We start from the raw sequence: 19,838 nt of genomic DNA on the forward strand, positions 1-19,838 counted from the left end.
ATGAATATTCTATATAAAACATCTATGTTATTTTTAGCTGTAACTCTGTTTACAGCATGCGGCGATAAGACCAAGGAATCAGAGCCTGCTGCAGCTGAGGCAAAACCTGCAGCACAGGCAAACATTGTAGAGATTACCGCAGAGCAATATAATTCAGCAGCTATCGAACTCGGCTCCATTGAATCAAAAGCGTTAAGTGGCACTACCAAGGTAAATGGCATACTTGATGTTCCTCCGCAGAATCTTGTTTCCATATCTACACCATTTGGAGGCTTTGTGAAGAGTACAACATTGTTACAGGGAATGAAAGTAAGCAAAGGCCAGCTCGTGGCCATGATGCAAAACCCTGATTATATACAGCCTCAGCAGGATTATATCGATCTTAAAAGCCAGTTGAACTATTTGAAACAGGATTATGATCGTCAGCTGCAATTGTCGAAAGAAAATGTTAATGCGTTAAAAACATTACAGAAATCCAAATCAGAATATGAGAGTGTCCGCGCACGCGTTGCAGGGCTTAAATCAAAACTGCAGTTAATGAATGTCAATATTTTAAGCCTTGAAAAGGGAACTATACAAAGCTCAATTCCACTATATTCACCGATAAATGGGTATGTGACCCAAGTAAATACAAATATTGGCGCTTTTGTAAATTCTGAAGATGTTCTCTTTAAAATTGCTGACACGGGAAATCTTCACGCTGAACTTACGGTATTTGAAAAAGATGTTCCAAAACTTCAAATAGGTCAAAAAGTAAGGTTCACACTTGCAAATGAAACAAAAGAAAGAACCGCTACTGTAACTTTAATCGGTAGAGAAATCAGTGCAGAAAGAACAGTGCAGATCCACTGTAAATTAGATCAGAATGATAAGAATCTCTTGCCGGGGATGTATCTGAAAGCCCTCGTTGAGAGCGGAAGCTCACAGGTCCCTGCAGTAGTTTCAAAAGCTGTCGTGGAATTCGAAGGGAGCAAATATATCTTTGTAGCAGATGGCCAGACAAAAGATAAGCATGGTAATGTAAACCGTTTTAAATTAATGAACGTTAAAACAGGAATCTCAGAATTGAACTATACTGAAATCATTTTTGATGAACAGACTGATTATAAAAACCTTAAAATAGTTATTAATGGCGCTTATGATTTACTGTCGAAAATGAAAAACAGCGGCGAAGAAGATTAACACCCCGATACACAGTTCTTTATAAGCTCAGAATTCCGCGCTGGTCAAAATTGTCATATACTGCCATTAGTTTTGCTAGTGGCCGTAGTGACAAACATTTGTCCTGCAGACTGTTTTATCTTAAACAAATAACCATGAAGATGACAAATAAGCGGTCTTTAAGAGAATAGTAAAAGGACAAATACAAAAGATGATCAAACCAACTGGGACGTAAGCTGATCAAAAAGCAACAAATCATGATCAGCAGGCTTGGAAGGCAAATTTAGTGCAACTGGAAACAGGTATGTTAATATTAAATAAAATATACAGTAGTGGAAATACTTTCTGAAGTTTTAGGATATGCATTTTTACCCGTAATAACCATAATCGCTGGAGGGGCTGTCGGACTTTACAAAAATCCTGGCGGTGTAATTCGCAGTTCCATTTTACATTTTGCTGCGGGTGTTGTTTTTTCTGTAGTAGCTGTGGAACTTTTACCTGATATTGTTAAAAATCATCTGCCTATTGAGGTTGGAATAGGTTTTAGCATGGGGATTGTTTTAATGCTTTTTGTAAAGTATTTTACAGAAAGAAACCAAAAAACAGAAAATGCGCTAAATGAAAATAAAGATCGGCTGCCATTCGGCCTGCTTAGTGCTCTAATCATTGATTTAATTATTGATGGGCTTTTGCTTGGTATTGGGTTTGCCGCTGGCAAGAAGGAAGGAATACTGCTTTCTGTTGCACTGGGTTTGGAAACATTTTCTTTAGGGCTGGCCGTAGTGATAGCCTGTCGCAAAAGCAGCATTTCAAAGTTAGAAAACTTTTTGATTTTGGCAGGACTTGGCCTGACCTTCTTTATTGGAGCGCTCTTAGGAATAACTTTACTTTCTCACCTGTCTCAGGAATTATTAGAATTACTGCTTTCATTTGGTTTAGCGGCCTTGCTGTTTCTTGTAACAGAAGAACTGCTGACTGAGGCTCATGAAGAAAAAGAGTCGCCAATCCAGACAGCCTGTTTTTTTCTTGGTTTCCTGTTATTTCTAATACTGGGTATGATGAACTGATGTAATTAAACATTGATTCATTATAACAATATCTGGCGGCTGACATGTATTTGTACTGATTGTTTTTTGGAGAGAAATTCTGCCTTTACGAAAACTTCCTTATAAGATTGAATTTATTTTTTTAGGATGATTTGATATTGCGGCTTAATTATTTTTAATTTCTGCTCACTTTGATTCATAAGAATGCATTTGAGTTAGACTAAGACAAGAAAAGTTTAAGTGCATGGCACGTCACACCCGAAGTTTTACGATCAGAAAAAAATCATACAAACTTTGTTGGCATACTAAATTAAATACCTGATGCGATTATGATATTATTAATCTACGTCTACCAGATTGAGATTCAAAAAAAAATGGCTTTTAAAAATTGTGATTTGGACCTAATGTAAAGCACTCCCACTATTTTAAAGTCCAGGCCTCTATAAATAAAAAGCAATAAAAAAAGTTGCTTGTATGCTGATTGCTATTTTTTGAATTGCCTTACAATGTCTTTTAGCGACAGTAAATATTGTTGTACAATTTTTAGTACATACAAATAGAACTCTAATTTTTAATTAAAACGATACATCATATGTCTTATAAACAATTTTTATCACCAAGATACGCCCTTATAAGGGATTTAATCTTATTTTTTATATCTGCTTCATTTCTTTTGCGGCTCTTATTTTTTATATGGCAGTATCAGGAAGTTTCATGGAAGATATTGGACGTGCTTCGAACACTTTTTATCGGACTATTTTATGATATAGGAGCAATTTCCTTTCTTATATTTCCAGCAGTGCTATACTATGCAGTTATGCCTAATAAATGGATTGGAACATATACTGATAAAATCCTAATCTGGTTCTTCACATTCCTTATCGTATTTATATTGGTATTAGTTTTTTTTGCCGAAATTACATTTTGGGACGAATTCAGAACTAGATTCAATTTTATTGCTGTTGACTACCTGATCTATACCCATGAGGTAGTGGCCAATATCGAAGAGTCATATCCGATGCCACTCTTAATTGGAGGAACCGTTCTAATCTCCTTGATCATCATTTTGATCTTTAAATGGCGGGAATCATTTCGAAAAACTTTTGAGTTTATCGCCAAACCTTCCACTAGAATAGCCTTTTTATCCATAACTGTAGTTATTATGGCATTCTTTACTTCTTACATTTCAAATGCCCAGGCAGAGTGGTCTGCTAACCGTTATAATTCTGAAATTTCAAAATCGGGAATTTATTCTTTCTTTGCAGCCTTTCGCAACAATCAAATGAAGTATGATGAATTTTATACTTCAATTGATGATGACATGGCTTTTAAATTGGTTCGCAGTAAACTGTCAGATTCAAATGCCAGCTTTACAGGTAAATATCCTTCAATACATAGAAAGATTAATGACTCTTTGAAATTATCATCAAAAAGAAATGTTGTTTTTATCCTGGTGGAGAGCCTTAGTGCCAGTTTTCTTAAAGAATTTGGAAATAAGCAGGATATCACACCCTTTATGGACAGTCTGGCTCAAAAAAGCATTTTTTTTGAAAATATTTTTGCCACCGGGACAAGAACTGTCCGAGGAATGGAAGCTGTGACATTATCAATCCCTCCAACCCCTGGGCAAAGTATTGTAAAAAGACCTGAAAACCAAAATCTCTTTACTGTTGCCAGCGTTTTTAAGGAAAAACAATACGATTGTAATTTCTTTTACGGCGGGGATGGCTATTTTGACAATATGAATTCCTATTTCGGCGGTAATGGTTTTACTATTTACGACCGTGGACGTGGAAGTGTGCTAAGTGACCAGATTAGAACCGTCAGAAATAATATTGAGGACCATAAAATTACATTTGAAAATGCTTGGGGTATTTGCGATGAGGATATCTACAATAAAATGTTAAGTGTTGCCGACAAACAATATACAGAAGGTGTTCCATTCTTTAATTTTATCATGACAACCTCCAACCACAGACCTTATACCTATCCCTCAGGAAAAATTGACATACCTTCGGGAACAAGCCGTGAAGGAGCCGTAAAATATACTGATTTTGCACTTCGGGAATTATTTAAAAAAGCTTCCAAAAAAGAATGGTATAAAAATACCATTTTTGTCATAATTGGTGATCACTGTGCCAGCAGTGCAGGAAAAGATGCCATTGATGTAGCCAACTACCATATTCCAGCCATGATTATAAATCTTCCAGCATCTCAAAACCAAAATATTCCAAAATTGTGTTCGCAAATAGACATCTTTCCTACTCTTTTTGGCGTTATGAACTGGAGCTATCAGACCAATTTTTTTGGTAAAGACGTCTTAAAGAATTCATTTGAACAACGTGCTTTTTTGGGAACATACCGAAAACTAGCCCTGATGAAGAGAAATAAAGTAATGATCCTATCCGATCAAAAAAGACAGTCGTTTTACAAATGGAAAAAAGAAGACAACAGTCTATTGGAAATACCCATGGACAGGGTTTTTCTAAAAGAAACGATTGCATGGTATCAGACGGCAGATCATTTTTTTACCAATAAATTATTGAAATAATTCTAATTACAAATTAATTGCAGAAAAAAACAGTACCAGTACACACCTAATGGAGGTTTTTTTCGTCTATTACTATGATTCTTCACCAAATCCCATCCAATTGGTCCAGAGCCATAAGAGAAATTACTTTAAGACAAGCTATATCAAGAATGTATAACTTTAAAAATTTTACAAATGAAAAAAGGAAAACAGCCGGTATACAAGAGTCATTCCCGCTACAGCAGGAAAACTTCCAAGTCCATGAAAAGATTGCGGGATCTTGCTATATTTTTTGCTATTCTGGTAATTATTGCAGGCATCGTTATATCGATGATGTATTTATACCATTATTATCTTAAAAATTAGGCAGATAAAACATACTCTAGCCTTACAAACTAATTTTCAGCAATGCAAATTTCTATATCATCACTTGCTTACATTCCTATATCAATTCTTGTAATACTTATAATTATGGCACTTCAGGAAGAATTCGAGAAACAAAGTATATGGCTGCTTAAATACGGGAAAACATTTCCCCACATTATGCTTCTTATAGGTTATTTATTACTGCTTAAGTCTGAAAAAAATCCAAATGGGTTAATCTTAAGACAATCACCTTTTGAAAGCTTATTTGAATATTTATGCCTGGCAATAAGCCTTCTAGGATGCACCATTAGAATACTCACCGTAGGTTACACTCCCAGTATTCCAAGACATGAACATAAAAAAACAGGTGTATCCAATCATTATAGCTCTGGTACTTATTCGATGGTCAGGCATCCTTTGTATTTAGGCAATTTTATAATATGGCTTGGAATGATTGTCATCACCGGTGACTTTTGGTTCATCTTTGCCTTTGCACTTTTATATTTTATATATCTTGAAAGAATAATGATGGCAAAAGAAAGGCAATTAAAAAGTACGTTTGGTTTTAAATACTCTCGCTGGGCTGAAAAAGTACCTGCAATACTTCCTAATGTCTGGCTGTATAAAAAGTCACACTCATCTTTTAACTGGAAAAAAATAAGAAAGAGTGAAACCGGGCGTCTCTGCAGTACATTTTTTATTTTCTTTGTGTTTGAAATTTCCTGTCAGTTAATGCAAGGAAAAAACAACTATAATTTTGTATCACTTATAATAAGTTTGATCTTCGGTATTATTTATATCTGTGAAAACTTGAAATCCATAATTTCCTTTTTCCGGAGAATAATTGTAAAAATGAGGTAAGAGTGTAAATAGAATTAAATCCGAAGAAATCTCTAAATGGATATTATTATTTACAAAATGATGAAATATTCATAAATATTACATTATCATTGAAATTATCCGGGAATATGTATTGCCCAATATAATAGTTCCCTATCTGGATGCATAAAGCCATTAATGCATCCAGAGGGGTTCTATATTTGATAAAAAACAAATAATTCACAGTATATTATTTTCAGATTACTACAATCTTTTTTTTGAAAAACTGTTAGACAGCCTGCACAATTTGGCAATAAAACAAACTATATACTGTTCTTTTACAAATAAACCTCTTCGATTCTTGATTAAGGTAAGGCCAATGATAAAATTACTCTAAAGCCTCTCAAAAATAGTTACTCAAAAACCTTCGCTATACGATTCATACTTTATATTTGAGATAGCCATTTACCGTAAAGTTTTCAGTATTAATTTTAATTATGAATTCCATCTTTATAAAAAAGTCATTATTTGATCTTTTTATATCTAAGAATAGGACTACTTTTGGATCAAACCGCCTATTATGTTAATACTTAGGGCCAAAATAATAGTATTAAAAAAAAAGGAAAGCATACCATGCAGTAAAACTATTCTCCTGATATGCCTTGCCGTGATACTAACATCGGATACCTGAAATGTGGTTCCCAGAACAAACGAAAAATAACAAAAATCCAAATAATCCGGCGTATTGTCTTCAGGAAAATTCAGACCTCCAAATACACGCCTCCCCGCTTTTTCTTCTCCCACAGCATAGTATAAATGTGCGTATTTAAATGTAAAAGTCGTGTGAACCAGCCACCAAGCCAATATGGCTGAGAAAACCGTAAGTAAAATATGAATAAGCAATTCAGTTCCTTTCATTTCACCTGAAGTCCTATAAAACAAAACAATAGCAATCAAACTAATTATGGAAGCCATCAAAATCAGTATCATAATTAAAGAGCGGCCTGAATCCTGCTTCTCTGCAATTTTATGCAAATCTTTAGGATGAAAGCTTAAAATTGTCATCCAGCATAAAAGAAGATAGGCGCCAGAGAAAGCCAGCCATGAAGCCATCCAATGTACGGATGCTTTTTCAGTATTTTCCAACATAAAAAACATAGCAGCACCAATGGATAATGATATATATAATCGAAGGTTACTGTCAATCTTGCTCATCCAAATTATCTTTGATTTCAAAATATTTAATTTAAATTATTTAATCAACTCCCGTAGAATATTGATTTATTAGTATTAAGATTCATTAGCAATAAAACCGATACCTCTTACAGTTCGAAGTCTTTCATCGGTGGCAGAGATTCGGAGTTTTTTTCTTATATTACTCATAAAAACATCAATAATGCCAGGGTCATACTCATAGTCTGAACTCCATACCTCCTTGATAATGTCTGTGCGAGAACATACTTGTCCTTTATGCCGCAGCAGATAAGCCAACAGCAGAAATTCTTTACGAGTCATTAGAACCTCTCGGCCTGACTTAAAAACTTTATAAGTATTCATTTTTATATTTATATCTGAAAGCCAGTATTCACGTTCTGAATTTTGTCCTTTTCTTTCATAGGCCATAATTCTTGAAATTAATTCCTCAAGACTAAACGGCTTTTTTATATAATCATTTGCTCCATGTTCCAGGGCAACTATGGTGTCCTCTAGTGTATCTTTTGTGGTGATAAAAATTATAGGCGTCTGGGTATCGGATACACGGATTGCCTGGCATACTTCTATCCCTGAAACTGTAGGAAGAATCCAGTTCAGAAGAATCAAATCATAGTTTCTTGTAGCTGCTCTAAGAACCCCTTCCTTACCATCCTCAGCGGTATGGACAAAATGTCCTCCTTCCTCGAGTCCAATGCGCAGGAAGTTTACAATTTTTGGTTGGTCATCAATTATAAGAATATTCATTGTTAAGACGGTAATTAATTGTTGGAGATTTAGGGCTCTCTGATTTTAAGAGTGTTAATCTGAAAACCTGCCAAATGTTTGTGCATTTCAGTCAGCGACCCTAAAATAACGTGCGAACATAATCCGCAATTTATTTTAATAAACAGAAAAATAAAGATAGATGGTACAGTACATAGATAAATTGTGATGACATACTGATTCAATAAAGCTAACAAAGCTGTATTGTGTCAATATGCAGACAACTCTCCCCAAGAGATTGTGTCTTTTGGCTATGCCTCACCAAGCTCTTGCGGTGGCTGCCATATTGAATTAAGGTAATCAGACCTCAAGGATTGATATAATATTAAATTAGCATCGGTAATCACAACGCTAATGGGGAAAAATAGCATATTTTTCATTGGAAGAGTAATGTCACACTTACAGGTAATACAGTGGCAGACTGAACAGCATAATTGTTTATTACTATCACAACCAGTACTTGTTTGGTGGGAAACTACAGTCCTCCCGCCACTGCTAGAAATTTCCATATCTATACAAGGAATGAAAAGTACGGTCAGTAAATGTACCGCCAACAAGATTACGAAAATAGATTTCTGGTAAGTCATCATTGTAAATTTACAAAAAAAAGAAAAAGAAAAGTAATTTATATTTTATAAAATCCGCAAAATTTAATAATATAAGCAGATAAAAAAAGCCCCTTTAATCAAAAGACTATAAGGGGACTTTTTGGCATTCTCTACTTTTATTTGCTTTCCTTATGATGCTCACCTTCTTTATGATGTTCTTTTTCATCGTGGTGTTCTAATTCATCATGATGTTCCGGATCATTTTTTCCCTGTTCTCCTTCATGATGTTCCGGATGCTGGTGATGTTCCTTATGTTTGTCATGTTCCGGATGTACATGTCCCTCTTTTTTTTCTGTGTTCATAATGTATATATTTAATTAATAAATTAGCCTTACAAATACCTAAAAATCAATTACTAAACGGCACCTGTAGTCATTTATACTAATTTACGTAATAATTCAAAGTGGTTCCTTAAGATTAAACTAAGATTTAATGAATAACAAAAAATTAAGATCTTAGATTATTATTCTAAACCAGCTAGAATTTAATTATTTAAAAAAGTAAACATTCTCAATATATAGAAAATGGTACAAATTAAAATATTTTTAGGAACTTTTCTATAGATAATTAACTTCCCATTTATTTTACAAATATCCACGCATAAAACATTATTTATTTAAAAAAAAAATTAGATTTGCCTAAAAATTAAATCATGTGTTATAAAAATATTTTTTTAAGAAAACCTTTCTTATTGCTAATCTTTTGTTTTACACTATTATCTTGTGATACAAGTTATGTTGAAATACCAGCCAATGATGAAATACTGGACGGTCCGGTTGATGGTTTGTCGAATTCTGAATCTGCACAATTCTTAAGAGGTGATGCAGCAGTAAATGAAGTTTTTACCCGGGAAACTGGTCTGGGACCAACATTTGTTGGAACGAGCTGTATCAATTGCCATGCGGGAGACGGAAAAGGGCATTTATTTACCACACTTACTCGTTTTGGGCAAATTGATGAGACAGGAAATCAATTTTTAAATCAGGGAGGTCCACAGCTTCAAAACAGAGCTTTACCAGGTTACTTGCCGGAACAAATCCCAGCCGGGGCAACATTCTCTAAATTTACACCCCCGGCATTTACAGGCTTGGGCTTTTTACAATATGTTTCGGATAATGATTTAATTCAGATGACAGATCCGGAGGATAGTAATGGAGATGGTATTTCAGGTACTGTAAACTGGATTACTATTCCTGGTTATTCAATTCCAGCTTCCAATGCAATAACCCAAAACAGCAAACATATTGGACGATATGGCAAAAAAGCATCTGCTTTTGATTTATTGCATCAAACAGTTAATGCCTACAATCAGGATATGGGAATTACATCTGTATTTAATCCTATTGATCATTATTCTAATTTAGAAATTGATCCTGAAATCTCAACTGCTAAAGTCAATGATGTTATTTTTTACTTAAGCAGCTTAAAAGCTCCTATTCAGCGAAATCAAAATGATGCCGGTGTTATTCGCGGTAAAAACATATTTACTCAAATTAATTGTGTGGCTTGTCATAAAAGTGAACTTAAGACAAGTTATTCTCCTATAAACGCCCTTTCTTATAAAACTTTTGCCCCTTACACTGATTTGCTTTTACATGATATGGGAAGCGCATTAGATGATGGCTACACAGAGGGAAGTGCCAAAACCTATGAATGGAGAACTCCTCCACTTTGGGGGATAGGTCTTTCAGAAAATTCACAAGGAGGAAACTTATTTCTGATGCATGACGGTCGTGCACAAACTATTGAACAAGCCATAACATTACATGGCGGTGAGGCGCAACAAAGCAGAAATGCATTTGAAAAACTGTCTACACAAGATAAAGAAGCTTTACTGAAATTTATAAAATCATTATAATAATGGATAGGAAACAATTTTTAAAAACATGTGGTTTTGGATGTTTGGCAGGAATAGCCGGAGTAACTTTATTACAAAGCTGTGCTTCTTCCCAGATTCTTTCAAGAGAGATTAAAGACTCTGATCTTTTAGTTCCCATTTCTGATTTTATAATACAAAAAGGAACAAAAACAGAATTTAAAAAATACATCATCATTCAAAATGAAATATTAAAAGCACCAATTTGTGTGTATCGATTTGATGCAAACGATTATTGCGCCATATTTATGTTATGTACACATCAGGGTGCGGAATTACAGGTTTTTGGAGATAAATTACAATGCCCCGCACACGGAAGTGAATTCAGCAACCGGGGTATTTTAGAGAACGGTCCCGCAAATACAGATCTTAGAAAATTTCCGGTAGCAATAGAAAATAATATTCTAAAAATATCTTTAAAATGAGATTAAAACTAACTTTATTTCTGGCAATCGCTTTCTTCTTTTACGCAAATTGTTTTGCACAAATTGATCCCAATTTACTAAAAAGGGTACCAAAAGATACTGTAAAAAACATCTTAAACATGGATGCTGTTTACAATAGACCGGCATTGAATATAAACAAAACACCAATTTCTATTGGTGGGTACGTTGAAATGAACTGGCAAAAACTAACCACAGACGGAGTATCAGAAGGTCATCAATTTCAAGCCAGAAGATTATCTATTTTCATGTCATCAGCCATTAGTAAAAGAGTGAAGTTTTTAAGTGAAATTGAATTTGAAGATGGAGGAAAAGAAATTGCAATTGAATTTGCATCTGTAGACGTTGAATTTGATCCTTTGGTAAATTTAAGGGCTGGAATAATTTTGAATCCAATAGGTTCTTTCAATCAAAATCATGACGGCCCCAAATGGGAATTTACCGACCGGCCAATTTCATCAACTCAAATGTTACCCGATACATTTAGTAATGCCGGCGCGGGACTTTTTGGGAAAAAATATACAAAAAACTGGATGTTTGGATATGAAGCCTATTTATCTGGAAGTTTTGATAATTCTATAATTGAGAACACCGAAAATAAAACTTTCTTGCCGGCAGCAAAAAATAACCCTGAAAGATTTGAAGAAATAAATAGTGGCGAACCCTTATTTACAGGAAAAATAGCCCTTAGGAATAATAAAATAGGTGAACTGGGAATTTCATATATGGGTGGAATATATAACAAATTCCAGGATGAAGGAATTGTTATTGACAAGAAAAGACGTGTAGCAGTTTTTGCCTTGGATTTTAACACTACTCTGCCAAAAATCAAAACCTTTATCACTACAGAATTTGCCTGGATTTATGTTGATGTTCCCGAAACTTATTCTCAACAATTCGGAAATAAACAAAAGGGGGGCTTTATAGATATTGTACAGCCTATCTTGACAAAAACAATTCTGGGATGGGAAAAAGCAACTATAAACATTGCCTGCAGATTAGAATATGTGGATTGGAATGTGGGAAAATTTAAAGAGACAGGAGGCAATATTGGTGAAGATGTATGGAGTATAATGCCTGCCATTAGTTTCAGACCAACCTCTCAAACCGTAATTCGTCTAAACTATCGCTATTTAAAACAAAGAGACATTTTTTCTAATCCACCATCAATTACTGATGGATTTAATATGGGGATTTCTAGTTACTTTTAAATACACATTTATAAAAAGATTCCCATCGACTTATATCTTAGTAATTCACTTATTTATTTACTATAATATAATCATAAAACTTGCAAGCTATTTTATATATGGCATAAAAATTGTAATAATATATTTATATTAATTTTAAAACACTTCAAAATGAGTAATAGACTAAATTGTTGGAAATGTGTTCTTATGATTACTGGTGCAATGGGTTTTGTTTCATTTTTTTCACATTATTGATAGATTAATTGAGCACAAAAAAATCTTCAAGGACAGGATAAAAGAATCTTAGAACAGTGTTCTAAATCTAACTAATAAAAGAGGCTGTTTTACTAAGTTCTGAGACCGCCTCTTTTTCTATTTTTTATTCGGACTCCTGTTGGAGTGTGGATCTGAAATATGCAATTCTCAAGAACTTGTTTTAGGTTTAAGACTTCTTCTTTTATTTTCAACATATTTGAAATTTTGAAATCAACAGGAATACAATCTCTTCTATCTAGTATCCTATCAGAATATTACACTTACTTCAGTTATAAAGCATACAAGGTGATTTAAAAAAAATTATGCAATATGCTTTAATTGTAAAAACATATCGCAATATTGCAATATAAATATAAAACGATGGGAATTACAAAAACAGATCACTTTACAGATAATCAAAACGAACTTGCCGTTTTGGCTAAAGCATTAGGGCATCCTGCCCGAATAGCCATAATGGAATATTTATTAAAAGTAGACACTTGTATATGCGGAGATATAGTTAACGAACTTCCACTCTCTCAGCCAACGGTATCTCAGCATCTTAAGGAACTTAAAAAACGCTGGTTTAATAAAAGGAAGTATTGATGGTAACTCTATTTGTTACTGTATTAATGAACCTGGATTAGAAAAAATAAAAGGTTTTTTCGAACATATCACAGCTCATCTTGAAAAAAAAGAGAAACGAGTGCTGCTAATCTTATAAATATGGAATTCAGAAAACTATTAAGTGCCGATTGGCCACAGGTTAGATTAATCTATGAAAAAGGAATAAATACAGGCAATGCCACTTTTCAAACCACCACACCAACTTGGGAAGACTGGAATGATTCGCATCTTGCCACCTGCAGAATTGTTGCCGAAAGTAATCATTTGATTAAAGGATGGGAAGCACTCACTCCTATTTCTTCAAGATGTGTTTATGCGGGTGTAGCCGAGGTAAGCGTATACGTTGACACTGAACATTCCGGAAATGGAATAGGTCTTGCGCTTTTAAATGATCTTGTTCATCTGAGTGAGGCCGAAGCATATGGACTTTACAAGCTGGTCTATTTCCTGAAAACAGAGCAAGTCTGAGCATCCATGAGAAAGCTGGATTCAGAATATTAGGCATTCGCGAAAAAATCGGGAAACAGAATGGAATCTGGAGAGATACTGTACTCCTGGAAAGACGAAGCGATTGATTAAATAATTACAAATAGTATAACAGCATTGGTAAATTAATTATTACTCATGCTTTTGCTGTAAAGGAAAAAGATATAAATTTTTAAAACACATAAATTATGAAACTTTCAGAAATTAAACAAGTATTAAAAACAGTTGAAGCTGTAAATTTCGAACTACCGAACGGAACTCTTGTACCGGAATATTTCCATGTGACTGAAGTTGGTTTGATTACTAAAAATTTTATTGACTGCGGTGGGGTAGTTAGAAAAGAAACGGTTTTGAATTTTCAATTATGAGATGCCAATGATTATGAACACAGACTAAAACCTCAAAAATTAATTCATATTATTGAACTTTCTGAAAAGGTTTTGGGTATTGAAGATCATGAAATTGAAGTAGAATATCAGGACACCACAATTGGTAAATACGATTTAGATTTTAATGGTAAAAATTTCATTTTATTAAACAGACAGACAGCGTGTCTGGCTCAGGATCAATGTGGAATCCCGTCAGATAAATCTAAGATACAGTTATCTCAATTAAGTGCTGACAGTACAAATTCATGCACACCTGGCGCAGGCTGTTGTTAATTTTTAAACTATAACGTAATATTTTTTTTCAATACCAAAAAAACTATGTTATTTACTGAAATAAAAAACACAATTAATTCATTTGATTTTAATCAAATCTCAGCAGAACGTAAAACTATCCTGCAGCCATTAGTTGAATATATCCAAAGCAAAGCAGACAATAACCAACAGATTAGACTTAATTTAATCTGTACACACAATTCCAGAAGGAGTCATTTATCTCAAGTCTGGGCACAAACTGCCGCTGCATATTATAATATAAAAAATGTTTCATGCTATTCGGGAGGTACTGAAGCTACTGCTTTATTTCCAATGGTTGCCGAAACTCTGCATCATTCAGGATTTAAAGTTAAAGCTATTTCAGAGGGTGAAAATCCTGTTTATTCCATAAAATATTCATCGAATGAACTTCCTGTTATTTGATTTTCTAAAACCTATGATGATGATTTTAATCCGGAGAGCGAATTTGTTGCTATTATGACCTGCTCACAAGCCGATGGAGGATGTCCCTTTATTGCAGGTGCAGAAAAACGTATCCCAATTACTTTTGAAGATCCAAAAGTATCCGATAATACACCACAACAAAAACAGGTATATCAGGAGCGCAGTTTTCAAATCGGAACTGAAATGTTCTATGTATTCTCACAAATCAAGCAATAAAAATGTCAGCAAATAACTGTGCCCCTGTCGCGGGGCGAAAGAAATTAGGTTTCCTTGATAGATTTTTAACCCTGTGGATTTTCCTTGCTATGGTTCTTGGCGTGGCAATAGGTTATTTTATTCCTTCCAGTGCAAATTTCATCAATTCATTTTCAAGTGGAACAACAAACATTCCCTTGGCTGTTGGACTTATTCTTATGATGTATCCACCCTTGGCAAAAGTAAAATACGAGCAAATGGGACAGGTTTTTAGAAACACTAAAATTTTAGGAGCTTCATTGTTTCTAAATTGGATTGTTGGACCTATTTTAATGTTTTCTTTAGCCTTGCTTTTTTTAAATGGTTATCCGGAATATATGATCGGAGTCATTCTAATTGGACTAGCGCGCTGTATTGCCATGGTAGTAGTTTGGAATGATTTGGCTGATGGAAACAGGGAATACGCAGCAGGTCTTATTGCACTTAATAGTATTTTTCAGGTTTTACTCTAGAGTGTTTACGCTTATGTATTCATTACAATTCTGCCACCGTATTTTGGCTATCATGGCTTTGAAGTTAATATTAGTATTGCTCAGATTGCCGAAAGTGTCGGAATATATTTAGGAATTCCATTCGCACTTGGAATCATAAGTCGCTATGGTTTAATTGCAATAAAAGGAGCCGAATGGTTTGAAACTAAATATGTCCCTTTTATTTCACCAATCACTCTAATATCTTTACTTTTTACAATCATTGTTATGTTCAGCCTTAAAGGAGAACTGATTGTTCAAATCCCCTTGGATGTTATACGCATCGCAGTTCCGTTAGTGATTTATTTTACCATAATGTTTATCATAAGCTTTTTCGTTGGAAAATATTTTGGTGTAGATTATTCAAAAGCGACAGCTATTGCTTTTATGGCTACCGGTAATAATTTTGAGCTCGCTATTGCAGTAGCAATTGGTGTCTTTGGCTTAAACAGCGGTCAGGCATTTGCAGGAGTTATAGGGCCTTTGGTAGAAGTGCCAGCACTTATTGCATTAGTTAATGTTGCTTTCTGGTTCAGAAAAAAATATTACACAAAACCAGTTACCAACTAATAATTGTTATAACTGTTTAATATGAGAATTGCAATAATAGCAGATATACATGCCAATTTTCCGGCACTAGAACAAACCTTAAAAAGCATTGAAGAACAAAATATTGATGCTATTTACTGCCTGGGAGATTTAGTAGGTTACAATCTATGTCCAAATGCTGTAATCAATGAAATCCGAAAAAGACATATTCCTACACTGGCAGGAAACCATGAAGTAAAAGCTGTAGATATACACAATGATGGATCCAACGACTCAGAAAGTTATGCTTATCAGATTGTGGGCAAAGAGCAGATCAAATACCTTTCTGCTCTGCCTGCCCATATTAAATTGGAATATCAGGCAGCTGATAAGTTAATCAAGATTTTAATGGTACATGGCAGTCCATACGGTAATAAGGAATATTTGCTTGAGGATAAAAAAGAAAAAGACTTTACTGATATTTTTCTTGACACTGGTGCAGATATCATTATCTGCGGTCATTCCCACAAACCATATCGTCGAATTTTAGAAAACCCAAATAAAAAAGGCAGTTATTTCTATGCTGTAAACACAGTATCCGTGGGCAAACCTAAAGATGGAAATCCAAAATGCTGCTATGCAATAATAACCATTGATAAAAGCAGTAATTTTTCAAAAAAAGATGGTGTACAGGTCAAATTCATCAGAGTCGACTATGATATCGAAAAAACAGCGCAAGCTATTGAAGAAAGTCCACTGCCAAATGTTTACTCACTTATGCTCAGAAAAGCATATTAAAAGCTGTCACAATAAAATCATTTATGGAAAGTTTTAAATTATTGTTAAATAGCATCACCCCTATAAGCAATCAGGAATTTGAAAATTACAGCCAATCTTTTAAAAGCTATAGTTTACCCAAAATAGCTATTTTGCAGTTCAAGATTATTATGTTGTGTTTTAATATCATTTTTAATACATTTACATTTATAAAAGTACATTTACTGACTGCGGTTAAATTGATCAAGGACACAAAGGGGCTACAAGGTAAGTCATTATAAATGAGACCTATTCGGCTACCCTTTTTGGAAGAGTGCTTGAGAATACCAATAAAATCAACGAATTAAGGAATAGGTAGGTCGTCCTGCCACCCCGACAAAAGTCTTTCCATTTATTTGAAAAGGCTTTTTTTTTGCAGTAAACTGAAATATAAAATTATAGCATAGAACGGTTATCTCGTCCCGATTGAGATCGGGAAGGCCGCAGGTTCTCCCGAAAGCTTTCGGGACTGCCACCCCGACAAAAGTCTTTTCATTTACTTGGAAAGACTTTTTTTTTGCAATAAACTGAAAACCAAATCTCATTGTTCAATTGTAAAAAAATAGCCCACGGTTAAAACCGCAGGCTATACTAAAAAATATTATATTTTATTTATTTCTCCATTTTAATGTAAGCAGGATACGATTCACGACTTGGCAAAGTAAATTCTTCATCAAAAGGTTGTGTGCCCGATCCATTATTATATGACAGTACACGCTTAACACCTGTTGCCGTGCTTCCGCCTTCGCTATTAATAACATTTTGAATATTTCCTGAACCTGCAAAACGCGTGGTACACATTTTTTCGAGTTTCACATTTGGGCTGTTCGGAATTTCAAAACCATTTTTCTTGTTTACATTTCCATCGGTTCCTGTCATAACAGCATAAGATCCCATTCCTATACTATGATGTTCTTTAACCGTATTAGCCACTTTGAATGCAGCATAACCATCAACTTTTCCGTTTTGACTACTCCAGCTTGCTTGATTTGGCGCATCATATGGTGGTTCATTTTGAAAGAAATAAGTTCTACCACGTTCACCAAGCCATAACACCTCGTATTCTTGAAAGTGCTCAACAAATAACCCATAAAGCGTAACATCGTTACCGGTAACAATAAGTCCGTTTTTGCATCTGTCTCTAGTCCATCTTGCAGCACCACCTTTTTGCGAGCCATGATCAGCACGCCAAAGCCAAAAGTGATCTCCAACAACATTGTTACTATTTATCTGCATTGAAGCTTGTATCTGAACATTTTTCGATTGAACCCCACCTACTCTACATGTGATATCTGTCAGTAGAATTGGATCTGCAGAATGATCAACCTTTGCACCTTCATTGCTTATTCTAATTTGATAAGTTGTGCTATTGAAAGAATCCATAAGAAGACCGGCGATAATAATTCCGTCTTTATCATCAGCATAAATACATCCCCAAGTATTTTTTTCAGTAGGCTCCAATGTCACTGAAGCTATCCCAGCGCCTAAAAGTATTGCATCTTTTCTATTTACCTGAATTGGAGCATTCAGCGAATAATGTCCTGGAGTAAAAAATATATTTTTACCAGCTGTCAAAGCATTGTTGATTTCTACTTCGGTATCATCTTCTTTAGTAACATACCATTCCGTTACCAAATCTTGAATTTTGCCTTTACCCATATCTGTTGATGACCATGAAACTCCTACTCTATCTTTTTGCCAAGCCGGAACAAACACTTTATATTCGCCATCTTTATCAATGAAAAGAAAAGGTTTTTCTCTAATAATAGGTGTCATAGGAACTGGCGAGTTCTTCTCATCTGCCTGAGGAGGATTTACACACCCTTGCCAAACCATATTATAAGAGCCCCCCATTGCTTCAGAACCTGCAGGGAAAACAGTATTTCTTGTATACCATTGTTGCTGTCCTTTCCAGTTTGGTCGGTCAGTTGTGTAATGCGTATCGGCAATGAAACCGCCACTTCCCCAAAAATTAGTATTTCCAATATCTGAAATATATTTTGAAGTACTTTCAATCAACATTCTTCGTGCGCTCGTTGACTGAGAAACGGTCCAGGAAAAATCGCGCATTACTTCAACATTTTCAACAGAACGCCAAAAAGTACAAGTAGCATTTGCACCACCTGAAAGATGAGGTCTTGTAAATATAGCACCCAATTTCACATCTGACGGAACTCTTCCTAAACCTCCAATATGAGAATAAAAACCTAATTCGATTGCATTAGCTTCCGCTGATGATGCAGAACCAGATCCGCCGACATCATAAGTTTGTCCGTTAACATTTGGCTTGAAATAATAAGCCTGACGTTTTGTTGTCCACTCACCATTTGCACCCCCTAAACCAATAGTAGCAAATTGCGAATTAATTTCGTTTCGTGCTGTTTCGGCTTTTTCATGCTTTCTATCATAGAAATACATAGTGTCACCAAAAATTTGGTTTTCTAATGAAATTATTATGGTTATATCGTTACGGGTAACTTTATAATAGTTTTCATATTTATCTCCATTTGGCTTATTATCTGTGAATGTTAATTTAGAAGTCGAGCCAACCGAAACAAAATCCGACGCCAGGCGACTTCCTCCTCTGGTAATTACATAATTTCCAGAAGTCCCAAAAGCTGTCCACGCCAATGTGATGTTGTGTTTCTTTTTATTGTATTCAATTTTGTATTCTATTTTATTCTGCTCGCTTTTTTCATCAACTGAAAAGGGCGAAACGAAACTGCATAAAATCAGTATAAACATGAATCCTGCAAATACTGAAATCGCTTTTTTACTCTTAAGAATGTTCATTTTTGTGGTTTAATAGTTTGTAATAATAGTAATTTTTAAAGAATCCAAAATAGCGATAATCTTTAACCTGAAAGTCCATTTTTACTCTCATTTTTCTTATCAAAAACTATACAAAATCAACATTTCTTGGCACAAACAAGCCGTGTACAATATTTTCATTCGTTTCTACATAGATTTTGCTAGTCAACAAAAATTAAAAATGAAGAATCTAAATGATGAGTGCATCTTATAATAGAAAAACCGCTTTTAGTTTATCTAAACGTTTAAATTTTAAAATGAGACCGTTTCTCGAAGGCAAAATTAAATTCCTGCCTTTTTACAGCAATAACATTATCTAAATTGATCAAAATTCAATTGGCAATTCTATTTATAACTAAAAATAATTTGTTCCGAAGACCCATGAAACCACGAATAAACAACGTTTCATAAATGTTAACAAAATAGATTTTCAAAAACCATAAATAATTGTATTTTTACGGTTCAAAA

The 19,838-nt window shown here is 34.4% G+C and carries 13 protein-coding genes and 4 pseudogenes; 13 read left to right on the plus strand and 4 right to left on the minus strand.

All coding sequences use genetic code 11. The features are described from left to right. From GQ47_RS15075 to GQ47_RS15090, 4 genes are all read left to right on the plus strand, one after another. On the plus strand, positions 1 to 1,182 hold the full coding sequence (locus GQ47_RS15075) for an efflux RND transporter periplasmic adaptor subunit (protein WP_035650051.1): 1,182 nt from the start codon (positions 1 to 3) through the stop codon (positions 1,180 to 1,182). A gap of 311 nt (positions 1,183 to 1,493) precedes the next feature. Continuing rightward, the gene (locus tag GQ47_RS15080; RefSeq protein ID WP_035650053.1) at positions 1,494 to 2,228 is read left to right on the plus strand and encodes a ZIP family metal transporter; all 735 of its coding nucleotides are present in this window, start codon (positions 1,494 to 1,496) and stop codon (positions 2,226 to 2,228) included. A gap of 796 nt (positions 2,229 to 3,024) precedes the next feature. Further along, positions 3,025 to 4,758: an LTA synthase family protein gene (locus tag GQ47_RS15085; protein WP_238567998.1), complete on the plus strand. Its 1,734-nt coding sequence runs from the start codon at positions 3,025 to 3,027 to the stop codon at positions 4,756 to 4,758. Positions 4,759 to 5,208: 450 nt separating this feature from the next. Next, positions 5,209 to 5,964, plus strand: a complete 756-nt coding sequence (locus GQ47_RS15090; RefSeq protein ID WP_193745230.1) for a methyltransferase family protein — start codon at positions 5,209 to 5,211, stop codon at positions 5,962 to 5,964. Positions 5,965 to 6,477: 513 nt separating this feature from the next. Here the strand turns inward: GQ47_RS15090 and GQ47_RS15095 are convergent. From GQ47_RS15095 to GQ47_RS15110, 3 genes are all read right to left on the minus strand, one after another. After that, the gene (locus tag GQ47_RS15095; protein WP_152561039.1) at positions 6,478 to 7,158 is read right to left on the minus strand and encodes a DUF1345 domain-containing protein; all 681 of its coding nucleotides are present in this window, start codon (positions 7,156 to 7,158) and stop codon (positions 6,478 to 6,480) included. Positions 7,159 to 7,212: 54 nt separating this feature from the next. After that, the gene (locus GQ47_RS15100) at positions 7,213 to 7,881 is read right to left on the minus strand and encodes a response regulator transcription factor (protein WP_035650060.1); all 669 of its coding nucleotides are present in this window, start codon (positions 7,879 to 7,881) and stop codon (positions 7,213 to 7,215) included. 742 nt (positions 7,882 to 8,623) lie between these two features. Then, positions 8,624 to 8,809, minus strand: coding sequence for a hypothetical protein (locus tag GQ47_RS15110; protein ID WP_035650065.1), 186 nt, complete (start codon positions 8,807 to 8,809; stop codon positions 8,624 to 8,626). Between the two features lie 350 nt (positions 8,810 to 9,159). On the opposite strand from GQ47_RS15110, the gene GQ47_RS15115 reads away from it, so the two are divergent. The 9 genes and pseudogenes from GQ47_RS15115 to GQ47_RS15155 all read left to right on the plus strand — a co-directional run bounded on the left by GQ47_RS15115 (position 9,160) and on the right by GQ47_RS15155 (position 16,541). Next, positions 9,160 to 10,365: a di-heme oxidoredictase family protein gene (locus GQ47_RS15115; protein WP_035650068.1), complete on the plus strand. Its 1,206-nt coding sequence runs from the start codon at positions 9,160 to 9,162 to the stop codon at positions 10,363 to 10,365. Between the two features lie 2 nt (positions 10,366 to 10,367). After that, on the plus strand, positions 10,368 to 10,808 hold the full coding sequence (locus tag GQ47_RS15120) for a Rieske (2Fe-2S) protein (protein ID WP_035650071.1): 441 nt from the start codon (positions 10,368 to 10,370) through the stop codon (positions 10,806 to 10,808). Continuing rightward, entirely contained in the window at positions 10,805 to 12,037 is a 1,233-nt protein-coding gene (locus tag GQ47_RS15125) for a hypothetical protein (RefSeq protein WP_035650074.1), read from the plus strand. Before GQ47_RS15120 ends, GQ47_RS15125 begins: the two co-directional genes overlap by 4 nt. 615 nt (positions 12,038 to 12,652) lie before the next feature. Next, a pseudogene (locus GQ47_RS15130) lies at positions 12,653 to 12,987 on the plus strand (ArsR/SmtB family transcription factor). A gap of 10 nt (positions 12,988 to 12,997) precedes the next feature. Further along, positions 12,998 to 13,366, plus strand: coding sequence for a GNAT family N-acetyltransferase (locus GQ47_RS15135; RefSeq protein ID WP_371199639.1), 369 nt, complete (start codon positions 12,998 to 13,000; stop codon positions 13,364 to 13,366). A 206-nt stretch (positions 13,367 to 13,572) separates the two neighbouring features. Next, positions 13,573 to 14,046, plus strand: a pseudogene (locus tag GQ47_RS15140) (DUF6428 family protein). Between the two features lie 45 nt (positions 14,047 to 14,091). After that, a pseudogene (locus GQ47_RS15145) lies at positions 14,092 to 14,706 on the plus strand (low molecular weight phosphatase family protein). Positions 14,707 to 14,708: 2 nt separating this feature from the next. Further along, positions 14,709 to 15,785 (plus strand): annotated as a pseudogene (gene arsB / locus GQ47_RS15150) (ACR3 family arsenite efflux transporter). A 21-nt stretch (positions 15,786 to 15,806) separates the two neighbouring features. Continuing rightward, entirely contained in the window at positions 15,807 to 16,541 is a 735-nt protein-coding gene (locus tag GQ47_RS15155) for a metallophosphoesterase family protein (protein ID WP_035650077.1), read from the plus strand. Between the two features lie 630 nt (positions 16,542 to 17,171). On the opposite strand, the gene GQ47_RS15165 is transcribed toward GQ47_RS15155, so the two are convergent. Continuing rightward, positions 17,172 to 19,352, minus strand: a complete 2,181-nt coding sequence (locus tag GQ47_RS15165) for a hypothetical protein (RefSeq protein ID WP_035650082.1) — start codon at positions 19,350 to 19,352, stop codon at positions 17,172 to 17,174. Positions 19,353 to 19,838 lie beyond the last annotated feature (486 nt).

The organism is Flavobacterium sp. ASV13, from assembly GCF_000745775.1.
Taxonomy (GTDB): domain Bacteria; phylum Bacteroidota; class Bacteroidia; order Flavobacteriales; family Flavobacteriaceae; genus Flavobacterium.

Excerpts from the sequence above, each read along its gene's own strand:
- GQ47_RS15075 (WP_035650051.1), top strand. The coding sequence starts at position 1 with ATGAATATTCTATATAAAACATCTATGTTATTTTTAGCTGTAACTCTG.
- GQ47_RS15085 (WP_238567998.1), top strand. The coding sequence starts at position 3,025 with ATGCCTAATAAATGGATTGGAACATATACTGATAAAATCCTAATCTGG.
- GQ47_RS15090 (WP_193745230.1), top strand. The coding sequence starts at position 5,209 with ATGGCACTTCAGGAAGAATTCGAGAAACAAAGTATATGGCTGCTTAAA.
- GQ47_RS15100 (WP_035650060.1), bottom strand. The coding sequence starts at position 7,881 with ATGAATATTCTTATAATTGATGACCAACCAAAAATTGTAAACTTCCTG.
- GQ47_RS15110 (WP_035650065.1), bottom strand. The coding sequence starts at position 8,809 with ATGAACACAGAAAAAAAAGAGGGACATGTACATCCGGAACATGACAAA.
- GQ47_RS15115 (WP_035650068.1), top strand. The coding sequence starts at position 9,160 with ATGTGTTATAAAAATATTTTTTTAAGAAAACCTTTCTTATTGCTAATC.
- GQ47_RS15120 (WP_035650071.1), top strand. The coding sequence starts at position 10,368 with ATGGATAGGAAACAATTTTTAAAAACATGTGGTTTTGGATGTTTGGCA.
- GQ47_RS15125 (WP_035650074.1), top strand. The coding sequence starts at position 10,805 with ATGAGATTAAAACTAACTTTATTTCTGGCAATCGCTTTCTTCTTTTAC.
- GQ47_RS15135 (WP_371199639.1), top strand. The coding sequence starts at position 12,998 with ATGGAATTCAGAAAACTATTAAGTGCCGATTGGCCACAGGTTAGATTA.
- GQ47_RS15155 (WP_035650077.1), top strand. The coding sequence starts at position 15,807 with ATGAGAATTGCAATAATAGCAGATATACATGCCAATTTTCCGGCACTA.
- GQ47_RS15165 (WP_035650082.1), bottom strand. The coding sequence starts at position 19,352 with ATGAACATTCTTAAGAGTAAAAAAGCGATTTCAGTATTTGCAGGATTC.